This is a genomic window from Paenibacillus sp. SAFN-054, from assembly GCF_051966755.1.
Classification (GTDB): domain Bacteria; phylum Bacillota; class Bacilli; order Paenibacillales; family Paenibacillaceae; genus Paenibacillus_AQ.
Genome location: NZ_JBQCKS010000005.1, coordinates 64,493 through 85,986, shown reverse-complemented (window position 1 = coordinate 85,986; position 21,494 = coordinate 64,493). Strand labels below are relative to the sequence as shown.

General features: G+C 53.0%; 16 protein-coding genes. 12 read left to right on the top strand and 4 right to left on the bottom strand.

Annotated elements, in window-relative coordinates; translation table 11 throughout:
• Positions 1–306: 306 nt before the first annotated feature.
• From bglX to ACTHPM_RS21375, 3 genes are all read left to right on the top strand, one after another.
• A complete protein-coding gene (bglX, locus tag ACTHPM_RS21385; protein WP_440398119.1) occupies positions 307–2,490 on the top strand; it encodes a beta-glucosidase BglX in 2,184 nt (727 codons plus the stop codon).
• A 51-nt stretch (positions 2,491–2,541) separates the two neighbouring features.
• A complete protein-coding gene (locus ACTHPM_RS21380) occupies positions 2,542–5,901 on the top strand; it encodes a GH36-type glycosyl hydrolase domain-containing protein (protein WP_440398120.1) in 3,360 nt (1,119 codons plus the stop codon).
• A gap of 92 nt (positions 5,902–5,993) precedes the next feature.
• On the top strand, positions 5,994–6,974 hold the full coding sequence (locus ACTHPM_RS21375; RefSeq protein WP_440398121.1) for a LacI family DNA-binding transcriptional regulator: 981 nt from the start codon (positions 5,994–5,996) through the stop codon (positions 6,972–6,974).
• A gap of 217 nt (positions 6,975–7,191) precedes the next feature.
• On the opposite strand, the gene ACTHPM_RS21370 is transcribed toward ACTHPM_RS21375, so the two are convergent.
• A complete protein-coding gene (locus ACTHPM_RS21370; protein WP_440398185.1) occupies positions 7,192–8,139 on the bottom strand; it encodes an MraY family glycosyltransferase in 948 nt (315 codons plus the stop codon).
• A 222-nt stretch (positions 8,140–8,361) separates the two neighbouring features.
• On the opposite strand from ACTHPM_RS21370, the gene ACTHPM_RS21365 reads away from it, so the two are divergent.
• The 4 genes from ACTHPM_RS21365 to pstA all read left to right on the top strand — a co-directional run bounded on the left by ACTHPM_RS21365 (position 8,362) and on the right by pstA (position 12,615).
• Positions 8,362–9,804: a stalk domain-containing protein gene (locus ACTHPM_RS21365; protein ID WP_440398122.1), complete on the top strand. Its 1,443-nt coding sequence runs from the start codon at positions 8,362–8,364 to the stop codon at positions 9,802–9,804.
• Between the two features lie 30 nt (positions 9,805–9,834).
• Positions 9,835–10,689, top strand: coding sequence for a phosphate ABC transporter substrate-binding protein (locus tag ACTHPM_RS21360; RefSeq protein ID WP_440398123.1), 855 nt, complete (start codon positions 9,835–9,837; stop codon positions 10,687–10,689).
• Between the two features lie 121 nt (positions 10,690–10,810).
• Entirely contained in the window at positions 10,811–11,716 is a 906-nt protein-coding gene (gene pstC, locus ACTHPM_RS21355) for a phosphate ABC transporter permease subunit PstC (RefSeq protein WP_440398186.1), read from the top strand.
• A gap of 17 nt (positions 11,717–11,733) precedes the next feature.
• A complete protein-coding gene (pstA, locus tag ACTHPM_RS21350; protein WP_440398124.1) occupies positions 11,734–12,615 on the top strand; it encodes a phosphate ABC transporter permease PstA in 882 nt (293 codons plus the stop codon).
• A gap of 90 nt (positions 12,616–12,705) precedes the next feature.
• On the opposite strand, the gene ACTHPM_RS21345 is transcribed toward pstA, so the two are convergent.
• The 3 genes from ACTHPM_RS21345 to ACTHPM_RS21335 all read right to left on the bottom strand — a co-directional run bounded on the left by ACTHPM_RS21345 (position 12,706) and on the right by ACTHPM_RS21335 (position 15,807).
• Positions 12,706–13,539: a carbohydrate ABC transporter permease gene (locus tag ACTHPM_RS21345; RefSeq protein WP_440398125.1), complete on the bottom strand. Its 834-nt coding sequence runs from the start codon at positions 13,537–13,539 to the stop codon at positions 12,706–12,708.
• An 18-nt stretch (positions 13,540–13,557) separates the two neighbouring features.
• The gene (locus ACTHPM_RS21340; protein WP_440398187.1) at positions 13,558–14,427 is read right to left on the bottom strand and encodes a carbohydrate ABC transporter permease; all 870 of its coding nucleotides are present in this window, start codon (positions 14,425–14,427) and stop codon (positions 13,558–13,560) included.
• 120 nt (positions 14,428–14,547) lie between these two features.
• Positions 14,548–15,807: an ABC transporter substrate-binding protein gene (locus ACTHPM_RS21335; RefSeq protein ID WP_440398126.1), complete on the bottom strand. Its 1,260-nt coding sequence runs from the start codon at positions 15,805–15,807 to the stop codon at positions 14,548–14,550.
• 431 nt (positions 15,808–16,238) lie between these two features.
• Here ACTHPM_RS21335 and ACTHPM_RS21330 point away from each other — a divergent pair, with 431 nt between their 5' ends.
• The 5 genes from ACTHPM_RS21330 to ACTHPM_RS21310 all read left to right on the top strand — a co-directional run bounded on the left by ACTHPM_RS21330 (position 16,239) and on the right by ACTHPM_RS21310 (position 21,434).
• A complete protein-coding gene (locus tag ACTHPM_RS21330; protein WP_440398188.1) occupies positions 16,239–17,447 on the top strand; it encodes an ROK family transcriptional regulator in 1,209 nt (402 codons plus the stop codon).
• A gap of 147 nt (positions 17,448–17,594) precedes the next feature.
• A complete protein-coding gene (locus ACTHPM_RS21325; RefSeq protein ID WP_440398127.1) occupies positions 17,595–18,266 on the top strand; it encodes a phosphatase PAP2 family protein in 672 nt (223 codons plus the stop codon).
• 193 nt (positions 18,267–18,459) lie between these two features.
• Positions 18,460–19,176: a FadR/GntR family transcriptional regulator gene (locus tag ACTHPM_RS21320; protein ID WP_440398128.1), complete on the top strand. Its 717-nt coding sequence runs from the start codon at positions 18,460–18,462 to the stop codon at positions 19,174–19,176.
• Positions 19,169–20,386 carry a CynX/NimT family MFS transporter gene (locus tag ACTHPM_RS21315; RefSeq protein ID WP_440398129.1) on the top strand — a complete coding sequence of 406 codons (1,218 nt, stop codon included), beginning with the start codon at positions 19,169–19,171 and terminating at the stop codon, positions 20,384–20,386. Before ACTHPM_RS21320 ends, ACTHPM_RS21315 begins: the two co-directional genes overlap by 8 nt.
• A 157-nt stretch (positions 20,387–20,543) precedes the next feature.
• A complete protein-coding gene (locus tag ACTHPM_RS21310) occupies positions 20,544–21,434 on the top strand; it encodes an AraC family transcriptional regulator (protein ID WP_440398130.1) in 891 nt (296 codons plus the stop codon).
• Positions 21,435–21,494 lie beyond the last annotated feature (60 nt).

The following is a 21,494-nucleotide window of genomic DNA, read 5'->3' as shown; positions in this document are numbered from 1 at the left end:
TCCTGGTTCATGGAACCCGGTGTGCAGGATGTTGGATGCCGCCGGGTTCTTCTCTTCCAAACATGTGTTCAGGATCGAGCTTTGATTCCCAAGGACCGGTCCTGTTCCATAAGGAAGAGGAGTCAGCAGGATTCTTCTGAATGAGGAATTTGCACAAAAGGCGAAGCAAGAGGCTTCGATTCTATCCATTGAATGATGGAAGACTTTGTGCAAGCTCCTGAGAAAGGAGAAAGAATAAAAGGGAAAGAGAAAGTGCTTCTCTTTGATTCTGGATCAGAATCTTAATAGGTTGTGGAGGGGAACTGTATGGACAATCAGCAATTACAAGGTCTGATAGCCCAAATGACGCTTGAAGAAAAAATCGCCCAATTGCTGCAGCTTACCGCCCATTTTCATGAAGGCACGGATCACGAAGGACAAGTGACAGGTCCGATGGAGGAAATGGGGATTACCGAGTCCATGGTAACCGCCAGCGGTTCCGTACTCGGCCTTTCGGGAGCCCAGGCTGTTATAGATGTTCAAAATGCATATTTGAAAAAAAGCCGTCTTGGCATCCCGCTGCTGTTCATGGCGGATGTCGTCCACGGGTTCAAGACGATATTCCCGATTCCGCTTGCGATCGGCTGCTCGTGGGACGTGCAGCTGGCTGAGAAAAGCGCGGAAATCGCCGCCAAGGAATCGGCGGTTTCGGGGATTCATGTCACGTTCGCGCCGATGGTGGATCTGGTTCGCGACCCGCGTTGGGGCAGAGTGATGGAAACGACCGGGGAAGACCCTTATCTGAACAGCCTGTTTGCCAAAGCGTTCGTCCGCGGTTATCAAGGCGATCAGCTGAAAGATAATCCGGAGCGGCTCGCAGCATGCGTGAAGCACTTTGCGGCATACGGTGCTCCGGAAGGCGGACGGGATTATAACACGGTGAATATGTCCGAACGGCAGCTGCGCGAACAATACCTGCCGGCTTACAAGGCAGCGCTGGATGAAGGCTGCGAAATGGTGATGACCTCTTTCAATACGGTGGACGGTATACCGGCTACCGGCAACGAAAAGCTGATGCGCGGAATACTCCGCGATGAATGGGGCTTTGACGGCGTACTGATATCGGACTGGGCATCGATCCGGGAAATGATAGCGCACGGCGCTGCCGAGGACGACCGCGAAGCGGCTTACCGGGCGATTCGTGCAGGCGTGGATATCGAAATGATGACACCTTGCTACGTCCATCATCTACCTAAGCTCATCGAGAGCGGCCAAGTCGACGAAAAGCTGATCGATGAAGCGGTGCTGCGCATCCTTCAGCTGAAGGATAAGCTCGGACTTTTTGAAAATCCGCTGCGTGCAGCAGACCCGGAACGAGAGCGCGAGATTGTTTACTGCACTGAACATCGAAACGTTTCGTATGAACTTGCCGCCAAATCAAGCGTGCTCCTCAAAAATAACGGCGTCCTGCCGCTTCGGCCGGATGCGAACATCGCGCTCATCGGACCGTTTGCGCAAAGCGACGATATTTTGGGCTGGTGGTCCTGTGAAGGCGTCAAGGAAGATGCGGCCTCGCTTGGGAAATCGCTGAAAGACCGTCTGTCCGGCGGCCAAGTCAGCTTTGCCGAAGGCAGCAGCACGGACAGCATGTCGCCGGAGCAGCTGGAAGCCGCGCTGGCAACCGCTAAGAATGCGGATGTCATCGTGCTGGCTCTTGGCGAAGAATCGTCGATGAGCGGTGAGGGAGGTTCGCGTACGAGCATTCGTCTCCCGGAAGCACAGCTTGAGCTGGTCAAACAGCTGAAAAAGCTGGGCAAACCGCTGGCCGCTGTTATTTTCAATGGCCGTCCGCTTGACTTGAGCGGCATCTTTGACGAAGCGGATGCTTTGCTGGAGGCCTGGTTCCCGGGCAGCGAAGGCGGAGCGGCCATTGCGGACATCTTGGTTGGGCGCATCAACCCTTCGGCCCGCTTGACGATGTCCTTCCCGCGGTCGGTGGGTCAGGTTCCGGTTTACTATAATCATTTCAACACGGGGCGTCCGCTCAATCCGGCGAAGAACGAAGAACGCTATGTGTCCAAGTATATTGACAGCCCGAATGATCCGCTTCTTCCCTTCGGCTTCGGCTTATCCTATACCACGTTTGAATACAGCGATTTGACGGTGTCAAATCCGGAGATGAAAGCGGGCGAGACATTGAAGGTACAGGTAAAAGTGACGAATACGGGAGAACGGGAAGGGGTAGAAACGGTCCAGCTGTACATTCGCGATGTAGCGGGAGAAGTGGTGCGCCCGATGCGCGAGCTTAAAGGCTTTGAGAAGCTGACGCTTGCGCCGGGGCAAAGCGCTACGGCAACCTTTGCGATCACGGAAGAACAGCTTCGTTATCACCATTCGGATCTCAGTTATAGAAGCGATCCGGGAAGCTTCCAGGTGTTCGTAGGCCCGAACAGCCGCGATACGCTGGAACAGCATTTCAAATTGATCGACGTCAAATCAAGCATCTCATAACGACGGCCTAGCAGCCGACTCGTTCATTGGATAGGAGGAATAATCAATCACATGACAGCCACGATGACGAATTCCAAGCTTAGTATTCAAGCTGGCGATCTCCGCTTTACCTTCTGGGAAAGCGGAGATCTGTACCAGGCCGTGAGCGGCCGCACCATGATCAACCAACTGATGACAAGCCCACTCGAGGGGTCTTTAAATAATGTATACCTGCGTATTCACCGTGACTCGGGCATTTCCTTTCATCCGCTGCTGGGCATCCATTCGGACAGCAAAGTCAGTGCAAGCAGCAATCGCATGGTATGGGAAGGAAGCGTAGAGGGCGTTGACTACCGCGTAACCTTCATGCTGTCTGCACGAGGGGTGTGGTTCTGGGATGTTGTGACCCGCGGCGAAGGCGTGCAAATCGACGTCATTTACGGTCAAGATCTCGGCAATGCGGATATCGGAGCCGTACGGAGCAACGAAGCCTATCTTTCGCAATACATCGACCATTCTGTATATGAGGATGAACAGCTCGGCTATGTCGTCTGTTCCCGTCAGAATCAGCCTCAAGGCGGGGCGTTCCCGTATATCCAGCAGGGCTCTCTGACACGCGCGGCCGGATATTCCACCGACGGTTTCCAATTCTTCGGTTTGTCCTACAAGGAAACGAATGTGCCCTCCTGCTTAACCCGGGAGAAGCTGGCCAACGAAATCTATCAATACGAATTCGCCTACACGGCACTTCAGTCCGAACGGGTATCCCTGAACGGGGAAGCACGCTTTGTATTTTACGGTTTGATTCAGGCAGACCATGCTGCGGCGGTGACCGAGCTTGAATTCAAGGACGAGGTTCAGCTGGCATGGGAAGAAATCCAGGCGGAGGACAGCAAAGAGCCGCTTCGCGGGCTTGCGCCTGTTCGGCTAAAGCCTGTAATGGGAAGTCCGCTGCAGACGCTGTCCATGACCGAAGCGGATATCAATGAACGTTATCCTAGCCAAACCCGTCATCAGGAAGAGCGGGAAGAGGGACAACTGCTCGCCTTTTTCACGGATAAGTATGAGCATGTCGTTTTAAAAGAGAAGGAGCTTCTGGTGGAACGTCCGCATGGACATATTCTCATGAGCGGGAATAATGTGAAATTCGGAGCCCAGGTCGTAACGACCACCTCTTATATGTATGGCATTTTCAACTCTCATTTTGTCGTAGGCAACACCAACTTCAACAAAATGATGAGCAATGCCCGCAATGCGCTTAATGTGCCGAAAACAGCCGGACAACGGATTTATGTGGAAGTGGACGGACAGTACCGTCTGCTGACGATGCCTTCCCTGTATGAGATCGGCTTCAACTACGTGCGCTGGTATTATAAAACGGAAGCAGATACGCTGATTATTACGAACTTTACGACTGTCGATACACCGGAGGTTCGATTGAACGTGCGCTCCGAAAGCGGCAAGGCTTATCGTTACCTGGTCACAAACCAGGTCATCATGGATGTGAACGAGTATGAGTCGCCGGTTCGCATGCAGAACGATCATGGCGTCCTCACGTTCTTTGGCGGTCAGGATGCGATCCGGATGGAGGCCTATCCGAATTTGAGGTACCGCATGTGGGTTGACGGAGCCGGAGCCGAAATCGGCGATGAAACCGTCCTTGCGGATGGTGTTCAGGCTGGGTGCGCGTCGCTGGTGACCATGCAGATCGAATCGGCGCCGGAATGGACACTTACGATACAAGGATTGCTGGACGGAGAGGAACTTCCGGCATCGAGCAAGAATATAGAAGAAGAGATTACCAAATACCATGAATTCTATCAGCAGGTTATGAACCATTTCCGCCTTACCGGCGCAAGCGGGGAAGAAGAGGAAGATTTCTTCAAGGTCAACGCGCTGGCGTGGTGGTATACCCACAACATGCTCGTCCATTACTCGGTACCACACGGCTTGGAGCAGTATGGCGGTGCGGCTTGGGGAACACGGGACGTATGTCAGGGACCTTCGGAATACTTCCTGGCCACCCAGAAATTCGAACAAGTCCGCGATATTCTGCTGACGGTATACGCCCATCAGTACGAGGATGACGGTAACTGGCCGCAATGGTTCATGTTCGATAATTATGCTCCTGTGCAGCAGGAAGAAAGCCATGGCGATATCATCGTGTGGCCGCTGAAGGTGCTCAGCGATTATTTGACGGCTACTCAGGATTACAGTATTTTGAAGGAAAAGGTTTCCTATACGACGAAGGGAAGCTTCCGGTTTACGGAGCAGCAGCATACCCTGCTGGAGCATGTAAACAAGGAAATCGGCTACATTCGCAGTCATTTTCTTCATGACACGTACTTGTCTGCTTATGGCGACGGGGATTGGGATGATACCCTCCAGCCGGCGAACGCGCAGCTTAAGCAGTATATGGTCAGCAGCTGGACGGTTGCGCTCACGTACCAGACGCTGACTCAGCTTTCCGCGATACTGGTCTCCGAGGAGCCTGCTCTTGCGGACGAGCTTCAGGAGATGGCATCCGGCATCAAACGGGATTTCAACGAATACATGCTGCAAACGGACGTCATTCCCGGGTTCCTCTATATGGAAGATCCGGAGAACACCAAGCTGATGCTGCATCCGACCGATACCGAGACCGGCATCCAGTACCGTTTGCTGCCAATGACCCGCAGCATGATTGCCGAGCTCCTGGATCCGGAACGCGCGAAATCACATTACGAGCTGATCAAGGAGAAGCTGTTCTTCCCGGACGGCGTCCGTCTGATGAACCGTCCTGCCCAATACGCGGGCGGAGTCAGCACGCATTTCAAACGGGCGGAGCAGGCTTCGAACTTCGGACGCGAGGTCGGACTCCAGTACGTGCACGCGCATATCCGCTTCGTGGAAGCGATGGCGAAGCTCGGGCATGCCGACGATGTGTGGAACGGACTGAACGTCATTAACCCGGTAGGTATCCGCAATGTCGTTCCAAATGCGGAAATCCGGCAGAGCAATGCCTATTTTAGCAGCTCGGACGGAAAGTTTAACAACCGGTACGATGCCCAGACGAATTTTGACAAGCTTCGCAGCGGCGAGGTTCAGGTGAAGGGCGGCTGGAGAATTTACTCCAGCGGACCGGGGATCTACATGAATCAGCTGATTTCGAACGCGCTTGGCATCCGTCAGGATCATGAAGGCCTCGTCATCGATCCGGTGCTGCCGCCTGCCCTTGACGGGATGCGCTTCGACTTCCAATATGACGCGGTGAATGTAACGTTTGTCTACCATATTACGGGTGCGCCTGTCAGCAAGATCGTATTGAACGGAGAGACGCTGGATGCGGAAAGATTGGCTAACCCGTATCGCGAAGGCGGGCTCCGGATTTCCAAGGAAGCCTTCGAACAAGCGATGAACGATCAGCAGAACACAATTGACATTTTTATGTAAATTTTAGGCGATCTTTAGGGATCGCCATTTTCCATAAGCAATTATTTTGCCATATAGAGAACGAATCGGTTTAACGTAAGGAGCGAGGACCATTGGTAAGTATAAAGGATATCGCTAAAAAAGCGGGGGTTTCGATTTCTACGGTATCTTATGCCCTGAACGGGAGCAGCAAGGTAACGGATGAGACAAGCGCCAAGATACTGGCGATCGCCAAGGAACTGAACTATGTCCCTAACGCAGCGGCAAGAACGTTGAAAAAGAGAGAGTCCAAAATTCTCGGCGTCTTCTTGACGGATTTTAAGGGCGATGTGTACGGGGAACTGCTGGATGGGATGAAGGAAGTCTGCAATTCACAGGGCTATGACCTGATCGTATGCAGCGGCAAACAATCGCACCGGATGCTTCCGGAGCGCATGATCGATGGCGCGGTCATTCTGGATCATACATTCTCAAGCGAAGAGCTGCTCAAATACGCGGAGCGCAACCATAAAATTGTCGTCCTGGACCGTGAACTGGCACATCCGAATATCAACCAGGTATTGCTGGATAACAAGGCCGGTGCAACCTTGGCTACGGAATATCTGGTCGAGCAGGGTCATTCCAAAATTTATGTCGTATCCGGACCTGAGGGCTCATACGATTCGAACCAGCGGATGAAAGCCGTCAAGATGGTGGCGGACCGGGCTGACGACGTGGAATGGATTGAAATTCAGGGCGACTTCAAGAAGAGCGGCGGCGAAAAGGCAGCCGAGCAGATCATCCGGGAGTATACCGAACCGGTCGCCGTGTTCTGCCTTAATGACGAGATGGCGATCGGCTTATGTAACCGGCTGGCGGATACGGACTATACCATCGGAGAGCAGATCCACTTGATCGGCTTTGATAATATCGAGCTTACCCGGTACATGCAGCCGAGACTTGCCACGATTGACTACTCCAAGCGCAAATGGGGAGCTCTGGCCTCAGAGCAGCTGATTAAAATCCTCGCAGGGGAAAAGGTGGACCATGAGCGCATTTACGTGACCCTGGTTCCGGGAGAGTCCGTGGGAAAAGGGAACAGAATTCCCCATTAAGTTACCGGCAAGTAAGGCCTGAAAAGGGACACTTCCTAGCGATGTCCTCATTTCGGGCCTTTTGTTTCATGTATAGATCGCTTCCCGCAGACATCTTTCAGGACGAAGCTCTCTGTGAAGTAAAGCCATCCGGCGGTTGAAAAAGATAATGAATCATCAAAAAAGCTCCATCTGCCTGGGTACAGGTCTGTGGAGCTTTTTGTATTTACTTTGAAACTTAACTCAGCAGCATCAGAATAATAGAGGAAAGCGACAGGCAGGCGCTGATCAGATAAATAAACACGACGGCCTGCTTCGGGCTGAGGCCCCACGATATAAGGCGATAATGGATTTGGCTCCGGTCCGCCTTGTATACCGGTTGTCCGTTCAGGTACCGCTTGATCACGACGTAAATATTGTCGAAAATCGGGACGCCAAGCGCCAGCACCGGCACCAGGATGGAAATGACGGTTACCTGCTTGAAAGCGCCGTCCAGCGCGATGATGCCCAGCATGAATCCGATAAACGTTGCCCCGGCATCGCCCATATAAATTTTGGCAGGCGGTTTATTGTATTTCAGATAGCCCACCGCAACGCCGACCAAAATAATGGCCATGATGGCGGAATGGGATTGGCCTTTAGCGATCGCTACAACGAACAGCGTCAATGCCGAAATCCCGGCGACACCCCCGGAAAGGCCATCCAGTCCATCCATGAAATTGATGACCGTCGTTACGCCGAAAATCCACAGGATGGTTAAAATAAACTGGAGCCAATCCGGAAATACGATCATGTGGCCGGCAAAAGGGATCGTAACGCCTGCAAAGGATATTCCGGAGTAGTACACGATGACGGCCGCGGCGACCTGTACGATCGTCTTCGGCAGGGCGGGGAAATCCTTGCCCCGGGTTTTGTACCAGTCATCCACCATGCCGATTCCCACGATCAGCAGCGAGCCCGCGATGATGCCCGCCATTTCGCGGTCCCAATGACGGGAAAGAATCAGGTACGGAATCATGAAGCCAAGAAAGATGGCGATGCTCGCCAGATGCGGAACCGGCTCCTTATGAATTTTGCGGCTGGTCGGCCGGTCGACGAAATCGACCCGGATCGCCAGCTTCCGCAGCGGCGGAATAAGTGCAAGCACAATGACAAGCGATAATATAAATCCGATAACATACACGATTTTTTGGCCTCCATAACTTCAGTTAACAAGGAATTGCAAGGTAACATCCATAATCAGGCATTTTTCTGGGATAAGCTCTATTTCTAACTAGGATAATACCTATTTTTACAAAAGACAACGGTAAATATTTAATGTTTCCATAACATACCAACGGAACGCTTTTAACAATCGTATACGAAAATAGGCCTAGATCCACGAAGCGATGAGAAAAGGGTGAGCCATTTGAAAAACATTAAAATGTTCCAGATCATTGCAGCCGCAGCGATTGTATCCTCGGCCATGACAGCAGGCAATATCGAGGCAGCCGCAGCCATAACCCCTGCCAAAAGTACCGTAACGAAGGTGCCTGCCGCAAAACGCCCGGTTGCAACCGCACAGATTTTGGTAAACGGAAAGAGCATGCCTGTGCGTATGATCCAAGCAGGTAACGGAAAATTGATCGCCGTAAGCGATCTGGTCAAAGCGTTCGGCGCCTCCGTATCTTCGTCCAAGGGAATCATTACGATCACCGCTGGACACAGCGGTCACATCCTGCAGATTCAAGCAGCCTCCAAAACATTCAAGCTGGACGGCGAGGATTATTCGTTCACGGTGGCGCCCATTCTTCAGGATAACCGTTCGTTCGTCGAATGGATGCCGGTCGTGGCTGCACTCGGCGGCGAGGTGCTGGATGGCGGACAAACCCTGCAAATCCTGACGGCCGAAAGAATTTCCGGAAGCTTCGCCTCCGTGAAATTTGACGCTAAAGGCCAAGTGATCGCCGTAAAGGATGATGCGGATCCGCCACAGCTGCTGAGCCTGAAAGCCGACTACAGCTCTCATTTATTATCTGCCGGCAGCAGCGTGCTCAATATGACAATTTCTCCGAACGGCGACACCGCCGCTTTCACGGATGAGACCGGGCAGCTTTACCTGCTGGGATGGAGCGGAGCAGCAGAGCCGGTTAAACTCGGCGCCGACACCTCTGTCAAAACAGATCTGTCATGGACAGCGGACGGCAAACACATTTATTTCATTCAAGGCGACAAGCAGGAGAAAGTCTCTTACATAAGCGTGGATACCGGCAAAATCACTGAGGTCGTAGCCGACAAGGTGGAAAATAAATCCGAGGTTCATGTCTCGGCAGACGGAAAGAAAATCACATATATCGTCAACATCACCGGCGTGGCCCAAAACGACAAGGACAGCACGGAAGAATCGCTTCAGATCGATTATTCCGCTGCCGGGGAACAAATCTATACGCTTGACCTTGGCGTGAAGGACGCCAAACCGGCCAAGGCAACAAGCACCGGCGACAACAAGCTGTATCCGGCTTTTCTCAGCAATGGCAGCGTCGCTTATCTGAGCGCTGATCCGGGCAGCAGCAGTTCGAGGGGCATTATCAAAGCGATCCTTCCCGATGGTCAAATCCAGGATTTGCTCGGTGATGTCGATGTAACTTTGAGCGCGGTTAACGCGAGCGGGCATCTGGTTGCCGCAGGCATCGCGGCAGACGGAAGCACGAAGGTATACAGCGTTGTGTCAGGCTCGAAAAAGGAAATCTTCAGCACGGATGGCGACATTGCCGATCTCGCGATTTCAGCAGACGGCAGCCGGGTGGCGGCCTTGGCTGATGGGAAGGTATTCCTGATTCAAGACGGCAAGGCAAGTCAGCTTACCAAATAATGTACCGCAAAATGAGAGGAGATTATTCACATGAAATTATTCAAGAAAGTATCGCTGCTGGCGGCCGCATCCCTGGTAGCCGTCTCCACCCTTGTCGGATCCGCTTCTGCGGCTTCGAACCTGTCCGGCAAAATCAACGTTAACGGCTCCACGGCGCTGCTTCCCCTGACCCTTCAGGCGGCCAAGGAATTTCAAAAGCTGAATCCGAAGGTGAAAATTGCAGCTTCCGGCAAAGGCTCGGTTACAGGACCCCAGGCCGTAAAAAAAGGTATCGCCGATATCGGCGCCTGCGACTGGGACGCCAGCATGGACGTTCCCGGCTTCAAAGCTTTTGACGGGCAGGTAGCGAACAAGGTTGCAGTCATACCGTTCGCGACCATTGCCAACAAAAACGTGAAGGTGGGCAACTTGACTACCGAACAGCTCAAGGGCATCTATGCGGGCAAAATTACGAACTGGAAGGAAGTCGGCGGCGACAATGCGGACATCGTGGTCATCACGCGAGCATTCGGCTCCGGCACCCGCGTCAACTACCAGGCGAAGGCACTGGCAGGCGGCGATATCGTCAAGAAGTCCAAAAATTACAAGGAGGTCGGTTCGAGCGGGGACATGAAAACCGCTGTTGCCACGACGCCAAACGCGATCGGCTATATCGACCTTGTATACGTGAATAGTGACGTCAAAGCCATCAGCCACAACGGCGTAGCACCGACGACGGACAACGTCATCAACGGCACGTACAAAATTTGGGCTTACGGCTATTACATGACGAAGGGCCAGCCTACCGGCGCTACCAAAGCGTTCATCGAATATGTGCAAAGCCAAAAGTTCCAGCAGGGTTCGCTCAAGAAGCTGAAATTTATTCCGATCTCCGCGATGCGTTAAGAAATTTTAGAGCCATGAAACTGTATGTTACAACGTATTGATGCTGCAGCCAGCCCCGAACGGATAGGGAGCTGGCTGCTTTACAGGAGGAAACCTTGTGAGCACGTCCACCCCGCAGGCCATGCCTGAAGATTTCGTATTTTCCAGGCCATCCGGCAAACGGCGGCTTAGCCGTTATATGCGCGCGAGAATGGCAGACCGGTTTTTTAAGTATTATTTTTTGTCCAGCATTCTTGCCTTATGCTTCGTGCTCGGCCTGGTCATCTTTTTTATCGGCAGAACTGCGCTTTTGACCTTTGAGCATATTTCCTTCAAGGAATTTTTCTTATCGTTTGACTGGACGCCCGAGGAGAACCGCTTCGGAGCCGCGGGAATTATCGTGAACACGCTCTCCCTTACAGCACTGACGCTGGTGCTGGCGGTTCCGGTCGCCGTTTCGCTGGCGGTATGGATTGCCGAGATCGCACCGGCGTGGATCAAAAACATGCTCCGACCCGTGCTGGATCTCCTTGTTGGCATTCCATCCATCGTGTATGGATATTTGGGCTTGACCGTCCTTATTCCTTTCTTGCGCAGGCTGAGCGGCGAGAATCTGGGGGACGGCCTGCTTGCGGCAGCCTTGGTGCTGGCGCTGATGGTCCTGCCTACGATTTGCCGCATCAGCGATGAAGCCATCAATATGGTACCGAAGAAATACCGGGAAGCCGCCTATGCACTCGGGTCGACAAGGCTTCAGGTCATCTTCAGGGTGGTGATTCCGGCAGCGGGCAGAGGGATCGTTGCGGCCGTTATCATGGGGATGACCCGTGCGATCGGCGAGACGATGGCGGTCGTGATGGTTATCGGAAATACGGCGCAGCTGGCGAAGACGCTTTTTACCCCGGCCTCGGTGCTCACCAGCAATATCGTGATGCAGATTTCCAATGTGGAGTTTGATTCCGCCTGGAACGATGCCCTGCATATGATGGCCTTCCTGCTGCTTGTCATCTCGTTCGTTTTAATTTTGTTGATCCGCTACCTGGGCTGAAAGGGGAGTGACAAGGCATGATGAATCTGAAGCGTAGCGGCAAGATGCAGCGCTCGATCATCTATAACAAGCTGGCAACCTTCGCTTTTTACGGACTCGGAGCATTGGTCGCGCTCCTCATTCTGTGGCTCCTCTTCACGATTCTGGGCAAAGGGCTTCCCGGACTCACACCGGCTTTTCTGCTGGATCTCCCCGAGGATATGGATGCCGGAGGCGGAATCGGGCCCGTGCTGTTCAATTCCTTCTATATATTGTTCCTGTCGCTGCTTCTCTCCATCCCGATTGGCGTAGGGGCTGGGATCTATATGGCGGAATACGCGCCGGAGAACAAATTCACAGAAGTGCTGCGCATTTGCGTGGAAAGCTTGTCCTCGGTGCCTTCAATCGTATTCGGCATGCTGGGGCTTGCGATCTTCGCCGAATACTTTCAGATCGGCCTCACCATTCTGGGCGGCGCCGTCAGTCTCGCGTTCCTGAACCTGCCGATGCTGGCACGGGTAACCGAGGAGGCGGTGAGGGCGGTTCCCGGCGACGTGAAGAACGCTTCCTATGCGCTTGGTATGACGAAATTCCAATGCATCCGCACGGCAGTCATTCCGATGGCGCTGCAGGGGATCATTACGGGCATCTGCCTGGTGGCGGGGCGCGCTTTCGGGGAGTCGGCAGTCATTCTGCTGACCGCAGGTCTCAGCACGTCGGGAGACATGTGGGACTTTAATTTGTTCTCGCCGGGCGAGACGCTGGCCGTACACCTGTGGTACGTCCAATCGGAGGCCATTGTTGAAGACGCGGCGCAGATTGCCGACCGATCGGCAGCCGTGCTCGTCATCATCGTTCTGCTCATCAATCTGCTATTCCGTATCCCGCTTTGGATCAATAACCGCAGGCTCAGGAAATGACGGACTGACCGGCAACAGTACGAAACTACGCGAAAGAACCTTCTCTCCCAAGGGAAAGAAGGTTCTTTTTCTTTTTTCTGCCAATCGGGCTTATCCTTTAATTCCGTTCATCGCGATTCCTTCAATAAAATAGCGCTGCAGGAAGATGAACAGGATGATGATCGGCAGCGTCGCCATGACTGCGCCCGCCATCAGCAGCGGATAATCGGTGGAATGCTGGCCTTGGAAGGTGGAAATGCCGATGGACAGCACGCGCATATCCTCGGAGCTGGTCATGATCAGCGGCCAGAGCAGCTCGTTCCAGGAGGCGAGAATGGTGAATATGGCCAACGACACGAGCGCCGACTTCGACAGCGGAAGGTAAATGTTCCAGTAGATGCGGAAATAGCTGCATCCGTCGATCTTGGCGGCTTCCTCCAGGTCTTTGGGCAGCGTCATGAAGAACTGGCGCAGCAGGAAGGTGCCGAAGGCGCTGAAGATGCCGGGGATAATCAGCACATAGAACGAATCGAGCCAGTTCAGCTCGCGCATAATGACGAAGCTTGGAATCATGACCACTTGGGACGGAACCATCAGAACCGCCAGCAGCGCCAGAAAGATGACGTTCTTGCCCGGGAATTTAAGGCAGGCAAAGGAATACGCCGCAAGCGAGCAGAGGAGCAGCTGCCCTGCCGTCCTGCCCACGGTCACGATAAGCGTATTGGCGTAATACCTTCCGAAATCGATCGTGCTCAGCACCTTCGCATAGTTGTCGAAATGCCACTCGGTCGGAAGCAAGGTCGGAGGCACCTTCATGGAGTCCGGAAACGATTTGAAGGATGTGGACAGCATCCATAAAAAAGGCATGATCATGAGTACCGCGCCGGCAATCAGCAAAATGTGAACCGCGATCCGGCGGGGCTTGTCCGCAGCGTAGCTTGTCATTGATGTGCCCCTCCTTTCCTATTGGTAATGAACCCAGCGCTTCTGGAAATACATCTGGAACGCCGTAATCACGAGAATGACGATAAACAGGATGAAGGCTTCAGCCGACGCATAGCCCATATTGAAGTATTTGAAGCCATCCTCCCAAATGCTGTATACGACGGTGCGGGTCGAATCGAGCAGCGAGGTCTGCTGTCCCATCATGATAAAGACGAGGTCGAAGACCTGGAAGGAATTGATAAAGGACATGACCAGCACGAAGAACAGGCTTGGTGTCAGAAGGGGCAGCGTGATCCGGAAAAACCGGTAGAGCGTCCCGGCCCCGTCCAAAGAAGCGGCTTCATAGTAGCTTGCCGATATGCCCTGCAGTCCGGACAGCAGAATAACGGCGTTATACCCGATGCTGGTCCAAACGCTCACGATCACAATCGAGAACAGGGCGAATTTCTCGTCGAACAGCCAGTTCGGCTGCGGCAGATGCAGCGTACCGAGCACGAAGTTGATGAGACCGAACTCCGAATTGTAAAGCCATTTCCAGACCATGCCGACGGCAATGGGCATCGTGATGACGGGGATGAAGTAGAGCGTCCGGTACAGGACCATACCCTTGATCTTTTGGTTCAGAAGCACGGCCAGAATGACGGCCAAGGCAATCGAAATCGGAACGGTCGCAACGGTATAGAGCAGCGTGTTCAGGAGGGAACGCGTAAATTTCTCATCCCCCGCGAGCTGCGTGAAATTATCCAGTCCGTTAAACACGGGGGAGGACATGCCGTCCCAGGTCGTAAAGGACAGGAACAGGGATGCGGCAGAGGGCGCCATATAGAATATGGCGAGTCCCAGAGCAACCGGCAGGATGAACAGGTAACCCCAAGCTGCTTCCCGCATGGAAAGCTTGGAGGCCTTGCGCTTTTTCTTCAATGGGACGTCGGGCTGATGCTTCGCTGAAGCCGCCGGGAAACTCACGGGCAGCACCTTCCTTTCGTTGTCATGGGTTCGTATGGCCAGCTACTTTTTGCCTTCTGTGGCGAGAATGCCGTCCATTTTGTCCGCGATCGTTTTGAGCGCTTCCTCAAACGTTTTTTTGCCGAGGAAGGCGTCTTGAATTTCCTTCGATTCGACGTCCTGCCATTCGGCGGTCTTTTCGGATACAGGATACGGTACGGCAAACTTGAGACTGTCCACGAATACTTGGAGGTCCAAGGACGGGATGGACTTCAGCCAGCCTTCCTCGGTTCCTTTGTAGGCCGGGATGCTGAATCCGGAGTCTGCGAGCAGCTGCTCGCCTTCTTTGCCGGAGAGGACCTGAATCAAATCCCAGGCTTCCTTCTCATGCTTGGTCTTTCCGTTCATGGCCCAGCTGAGGCCGTGGACGATCGTGGCTTGTTGTTTCCCGGCAGGAAGCGGGGCGACGCCAAGCTTGTCTCCAAGCAGCTTATACAGCTCGGGAGCGCTGACGGAAATGGCAGGGAACATGGCAATTTTGCCTGAACCGAACAGCTGCAGAGGTTTCGTTTCGAGCTGCTGCTGCGCACTCGGGGAGTACCCTTGTTCCATCAGGTTTTGTTCCCACTTGAATGCGGACAAGGCTTCGGGAGAGTTGAAGCCGGAGCTCTTTTTGTCTTCCGAAATGATATGGCCGCCAGCCTGGTGAATCAGATCGTAATATCCCGACTGGCTGTCGATGAGGGCTGCGTACCCGTAGGTGCCGTTTGCTTTGTCGGTCAATTTGGCCGCGTTTTCTTCCACCGTATTCCACGTCCATGTTGGGGCCGGATAGGCGATTCCGGCTTTGTCGAATAATTCCTTGTTATAGTAAAGACCTACGGCATCGAGGAAATAAGGGAGGCCGTACAGATGGTCGTTGTAAGAGTAGAGATCCACAAGCGCGTCGGTATAGACGGAAGTATCCAGCTTGCTTGAATCGATCAGAGGCTGAAGATCCTTGATCCAGCCGTTCGAGGCATACGCATAGAAGTTGGGGCCGTTCATCCAGAACACGTCCGGTCCGCTGTTGCCCGCAAGACTCGTTTTGAGCTTGGTCCAGTAATCCGCCCATGGTGTATAGGTGACCTTTACTTCGACATCCGGATGACTTTTGTTGTACAGCTGGATGGTTTTGGTGAGCGTATCCCTGACATTTTCATCCCAGAGGGCGACGTTGATGACCTTTTTTCCGCTTGCATCCCCGGAGGAAGAACCGCAACCAGCTAAAACCGTAGTAAACAGGAACAGAATCGTTATGAGTACACTAGCTCTTTTTCTCATCGACATTTCCTCCTAATTTAGTTTTTAGTACGGATTTAATCTTCAGTAAACGCTGCCTCGTATGTAGAACTTCCTCCTTTCCCGTATGATTTTGTCATAGTTATTCCATTCATCGAAAAAAGTAAAAATGATTCATTCCTGTCTCCACAATAGCAATTCAGGAAAACTATGACATCTGTTGCGTAAGATTATAGCTTTGCAGTATATTTTTTTCAAGTAAGCGATTACAAAAAAGTTTAAATATTAATTTGGTAAGTTCAGTTTGTGGAATAAGTTTGAGTTTGGGGACTCGGTAAAAGCTTACATATTATTCTCATTGGAATAAGTCTTGCGATCCGTGTAGAACGAACTATATTTTATGGCCTGAATGGAATAGGATGGAAGTGTGTTGATCGTATTCTGGTGAAGAGAGGAGAACATGGTTGAAACAGATGAGGAAAGGTGATTTGAAGCTTGTCCAGGAGCTGAACCGTTCGATCATTTTGAACCAAATCCGCAGCAAGGGTCCGATTTCCCGGATTAGCCTGGCCAAGGAATGCCGCATCAGCCCCTCTACCGTCGCATCCGCCGTACAGGAGCTTATAAAGGAAGGATACGTATCCGAGCTGGGGGAAGGCGAGTCAAGCGGCGGAAGAAAACCGATCCTGCTGCAGTTCGCACCCGACAACCATTTCATCATTGCGGCAGCCGTAACGAACAGCTCCATCGAGATCGCCGAGCTGAATCTGGAGGCACGTTTAAGACGCAAGCGCGTGAAGCTGACGGGTGGCGCCAAGGGTGATCAGGTCATTCGGCTTATGACGGAAGAACTAGATTTATTTATGAAGGAAACCGTTTCTCTGGATAGCTGCGTGGGCATTGCGGTTACCGTCCCCGGCATCGTCAACGTGGAGCAGGGTATCGTGAATTATAATTCCAAGCTTCGCCTCGACCATGTTCCTTTGCAGGCAATCCTTGAAGGCCGCTTTGGTCTACGCACTTGGATCGAGAATGACGCTAATGCAGCCGTGCTTGCGGAGCGGAGATTCGGGGGCTGGGGAGAACATCAGGATTTGATGTATATTGTCGTTGATGAGGGCGTCGGCGCTGGCATTCTGGTCAACGATCAAGTTCTGAGAGGAAGCAGCGGAGGAGCGGGGGAATTCGGACATACGAGTATCAGCCGCAGCGGAATCCGGTGCGAATGCGGGAACGTCGGCTGCCTTGAAAATGAGATCAGCTGGCCGGCGGTATATTCGAGGATCGTAGCCGGGATTTCTTCCGGTCGATCCACGCTGATGAATGAGCTGTGCAGGGGTAACATATCGGAGATTCGTCCGTCTATATATAAAGAAGCGATTCGACTTGGAGATCCTTTCGCGTTAGACATCAACGAAGAAATTGCCGGGCACCTAAGCGCAGGCATCATGAATATGGTCAATTTGCTGAATCCCGGCGTCATCATCTTGGATGGAAGCCTTGTATGTGATAATCCGGCATTGCTTGGACAGGTCCGTGATCATGTTCACAAACATGGCATGCGTATTTCCAAGGATGGTATTGTCATCGCGCCGTCATTGCTGGGACCCGATGCAGGACTGATTGGAGGGGCGGCGGTCGTTCTGCGTCATATTTTCCGGTTTTCGCTGGCAGAGAGCTGATTCCTCAAGAAGGTTCTACATACATTGGTGTTGAATGATGGAGGATCGCGGGGTACAATGATTCAGCAAGGATGGCAGCGGCAAGGCCTGAGGGCGTTGCCGACGCACTGATTTCTGAAAGCAGATAAGAAGAAAGGTAATGATGACATGACATGGCTTAAAAACAGGGCACCCAAGCAGCTGCTGCGCTGGGCACCTTTATTGCTGATGCTTATTTTCCCCGTTCTCGGGAGCTTATATCATCTGGTTAACCGGCCGACGGATAACGTATACTCCCTCCTGACGCCTTTCGATCAAGCGACACCTTTTATTAAATACTTCGCTCTGCCCTACGGCGTGTGGATATTTTATATTTACGTCTGCCTGGTCTACTTTTTCTTCCGTGACCGGCCGTCGTATTACCGTTCGCTGCTCATCTATACGGTATGCGCTTTGACATGCTACGGCGTCTACCTGGTATTCCAGACGACTGTACCGCGGCCTGTCGTTATCGGCAACGATCCCTTTGACCAGCTGACACGATTTATTTATAACCGCGACCAGCCATTCAATTGTTTTCCAAGCATCCACTGCTTCTCCAGCTATATGGTGATGCGGATGATCTGGAAAAGTCCGGCCCGAAGCCGGATCAATGTTACGCTGATCAGCGGAATGTCCCTTTTGATTATCGCTTCGACGCTCTTTATGAAGCAGCATGTCATTATGGATGTCATCGGAGCCATTGCGATCGTGGAGATTTACAGCTTTTTATTTTTCAAAATGCCTGCCCTTTACCGGAACAAAACGGCGTCGTCGCAGCGCAGCGAGTTGCAGTCTTAATTCTTCATTAATTCTTCCATTGCATAAATAGGTTCAATAGTAGTAGAGAAAGCTGCCCCTTCCAGGGCAGCTTTTTTGGTGTTCCTTGAGGAGGTGCCAACATTTACGTGCGAACATTTTTGATGAAAATGCAAAAGCATATGTAAAATCTGTGCTATACTGAACCAAACATCCGATGTTTGGAGGAGTTGCGATGTCGAACTTACAGCGTCTGACAAAACGAACGCTGGTTGAACAAATTGTAGCCCAACTGGAACGGCTGATTGAAAATGGCACCTGGCAGGTGGGGGAACGAATTCCTGCGGAGCCAGAGCTTGTCAAGGAACTTGGCGTCAGCCGCAATACGATCCGTGAAGCCGTACACGCGCTGATCCATGCCGGCATGCTGCGCACAAGGCAGGGGGACGGAACTTATGTATGCTCGTCCAGCAGCCTTGCTCCGGCATTGACGCGCCGGCTGGAACGCTCCAAGCTTGGCGATACGCTGGATGTTCGTTCCGCCTTGGAGCAGGAAGGGGCGCGTTTGGCGGCCCTGCGCCGGACGCCGGAAGACATGGGCCGCATTCGGTCCGCTTTCGAAGACTACTGCCGTGCTGAACGGGAACAGGAAGTCGAGCGCTTGATTCGCTCGGATTATGCTTTTCACAACGCTGTGATCGCAGCGGCCCATAATTCCATCTTGAGCGACCTTTACGAATCGATCCGTGAGGCGGTTCAGCAGGTGGTTACTTACGGCGGCGCCCATCTGGCTCTGTTAAAATATCATACCGAGATGAACGAACGTCTTATGCAGGCGATTGCCGCGCAAGATGCCGAAGGCTCTGCGGAAGCTGTCCGCAGCTATATCGATATATCCCGCGACATGCTTTTGAAGCAAATTGAAGGAGGCAATGAATGGCATCATGAATAACGTAACTCAGGTAAAACCAAAGACGGACGGCGACCCCGTATCCACGGGGATGAAGGCGGCTTTGCTGCTCGTCGGCATCATTATGATCGCAACGACCCTGCGGTCACCGATTACGGCGGTAGGACCGCTAATTGAAACGATCCGCAGCGACACGGGGATGTCCCACACGTTAGCCGGACTGCTGACGACGTTCCCGCTGCTGGCATTTGCACTCATGTCACCGATTGCTCCGCGAATGTCACGCCGCTGGGGGATGGAACGTGCTTTGTTCGTTGGCGTATGCGCCGTGACCGCAGGCATTATTCTGCGCTTTATTCCTTCGTTGACCGCTTTGTTTGGCGGGACCATTCTGCTTGGGCTTGGCATCGCGCTGAGCAACGTGCTGCTGCCCAGCCTCATCAAGCGCGACTTTCCGCTCCGCACGGGAGTCATGACGGGCATTTATTCCGTCTCGATGAACGTTTTTGCGGCGATTGCTTCGGGTATCAGCGTCCCGGTGGCAGGCCATTTGCATTCCGGCTGGCGAGGATCGCTGGTCATGTGGAGCATTCTGGCTGTCATCTCGCTGCTCGTGTGGCTTCCCCAGCTTCGATATCGCCATGAAGCGGCAAGTGTCCAGGTATCGGGTAAAAGCAGCATCTGGAGCTCGAAGCTCGCCTGGCAGGTAACTATCGTCATGGGACTGCAATCCTTCGTGTTCTATTCCGTGGTGGCCTGGCTGCCGGAAATATTGACCCAGCGCGGCATGAGCCCGTCCACGGCGGGTTGGATGCTCTCGCTGCTGCAGCTGTTCAGTGTGCCGGTTACTTTTGTGGTACCGATCCTGGCAGCCCGGTTTAAAAATCAGCGCCTGCTGGTGTTTTTCACATTCTTATGCTTGATGGTCGGCTTTCTGCTGCTGCTGACAGGCGTTCAGGCACTCGTGCCGGCAGCCGTCATACCGATCGGCATGGGCACGGGAGCCGCCTTTGGTCTGGTTACGATGTTCTTCGTGCTTCGTACCCGCCATTCCCAGCAGGCAGCTGAGCTGTCCGGCATGGCCCAGTCCGTGGGTTACCTGCTGGCAGCGGTCGGTCCGCTTCTGTTCGGCCTAGTCCATGACATGACGGGGAGCTGGACCGCTGCGATCCTTCTCCTCATTGCGGCAGGCATCATTTATATGTTGGCAGGCTGGGGTGCAGGAAATAACCGCTACGTCGGTGAAAAATAAGCAAGGGGCAGCCCGGGTGGGTCGGCATACGACCTTCCGACTGCCTTTTTTCTCGAGCGGACTTGGTTTGCGTTAAAGGCGATCCTGCATATCGGTGCACGGAATGTCGGATAGGGGTCTTCCTCTCCTGTTATGCTGCCATTAGGAGGTCAAAGGAATGGATTTGTTGAGAAGCATGAACGAGGCACTTCGATATATCGAAGAGAACTTGACGGGCGAAATGGATTACAAGGAAGCGGCAAGAAGGGCGTTATGCTCCGAATATCATTTTAAAAGAATGTTTTCCTCTCTGGCAGGCATCCCGCTCTCCGAGTATGTTCGGCGCAGACGCCTGACACTGGCCGCATTCGAGCTTGCCGACAGCCGGGTCAGAGTGGTGGATGCGGCGGTGAAATACGGGTATCAATCCCCGGATTCGTTTGCCAGGGCCTTTATGCAGCTGCACGGCATTTCGCCTTCCGAGGCTCGGGAGCATGGACACTCGCTCAAAGCTTATCCGCCGATGGCCTTCCAGTTGTCCATTCAAGGAGGAGAAGGCATGAACTACCGTATCGTTGAGAAAAGCGCATTTCGCATTGCAGGCTTGAAGAAAAGGGTGCCGATCCAGTTCAGCGGCGTCAATCCGGAAATTGCATCCATGTGGGAGGGGCTGACTGAACAAGAGATCAAGCTGTTAAAGGATTTGTCCAACGTGGAGCCGCGGGGATTGATCAGCGCGTCCGTCAACTTTTCGGAAGGGCGGATGGAGGAGCAGGGAGAGCTCGATCATTATATTGGTGCCGCAACCACGGAAGCTTGTCCGGAACATCTGTCTAAGCTGGAGGTGCCCGCCATGACTTGGGCTGTATTCGAAGCGGTCGGTCCGTTTCCGGCTACGCTCCAGAACATATGGGGACGCATCTATTCGGAATGGTTTCCTTCATCGAGTTATGAGGCGGTTCCCGGACCGGAAATATTGTGGAACGAGAATAAGGATGTAACCTCGCCTCTATTTAAAAGCGAAATCTGGATTCCCGTTACGAAAAGGAAAATTGACGCGCTGAGTTAATGCGCGTGAAAAGAGCTGCGGAAGCAGCTCTTTTTTTCGGCGCAAATGTAGTGCTGGGGA

Coding starts and splice junctions, on each gene's coding strand:
- pstA (WP_440398124.1), top strand. CDS start 11,734: ATGATGAATCTGAAGCGTAGCGGCAAGATGCAGCGCTCGATCATCTAT.
- bglX (WP_440398119.1), top strand. CDS start 307: ATGGACAATCAGCAATTACAAGGTCTGATAGCCCAAATGACGCTTGAA.
- pstC (WP_440398186.1), top strand. CDS start 10,811: ATGCCTGAAGATTTCGTATTTTCCAGGCCATCCGGCAAACGGCGGCTT.
- ACTHPM_RS21310 (WP_440398130.1), top strand. CDS start 20,544: ATGGATTTGTTGAGAAGCATGAACGAGGCACTTCGATATATCGAAGAG.
- ACTHPM_RS21325 (WP_440398127.1), top strand. CDS start 17,595: ATGACATGGCTTAAAAACAGGGCACCCAAGCAGCTGCTGCGCTGGGCA.
- ACTHPM_RS21380 (WP_440398120.1), top strand. CDS start 2,542: ATGACAGCCACGATGACGAATTCCAAGCTTAGTATTCAAGCTGGCGAT.
- ACTHPM_RS21345 (WP_440398125.1), bottom strand. CDS start 13,539: ATGACAAGCTACGCTGCGGACAAGCCCCGCCGGATCGCGGTTCACATT.
- ACTHPM_RS21330 (WP_440398188.1), top strand. CDS start 16,239: ATGAGGAAAGGTGATTTGAAGCTTGTCCAGGAGCTGAACCGTTCGATC.
- ACTHPM_RS21340 (WP_440398187.1), bottom strand. CDS start 14,427: ATGCGGGAAGCAGCTTGGGGTTACCTGTTCATCCTGCCGGTTGCTCTG.
- ACTHPM_RS21315 (WP_440398129.1), top strand. CDS start 19,169: ATGAATAACGTAACTCAGGTAAAACCAAAGACGGACGGCGACCCCGTA.
- ACTHPM_RS21320 (WP_440398128.1), top strand. CDS start 18,460: ATGTCGAACTTACAGCGTCTGACAAAACGAACGCTGGTTGAACAAATT.
- ACTHPM_RS21335 (WP_440398126.1), bottom strand. CDS start 15,807: ATGAGAAAAAGAGCTAGTGTACTCATAACGATTCTGTTCCTGTTTACT.
- ACTHPM_RS21360 (WP_440398123.1), top strand. CDS start 9,835: ATGAAATTATTCAAGAAAGTATCGCTGCTGGCGGCCGCATCCCTGGTA.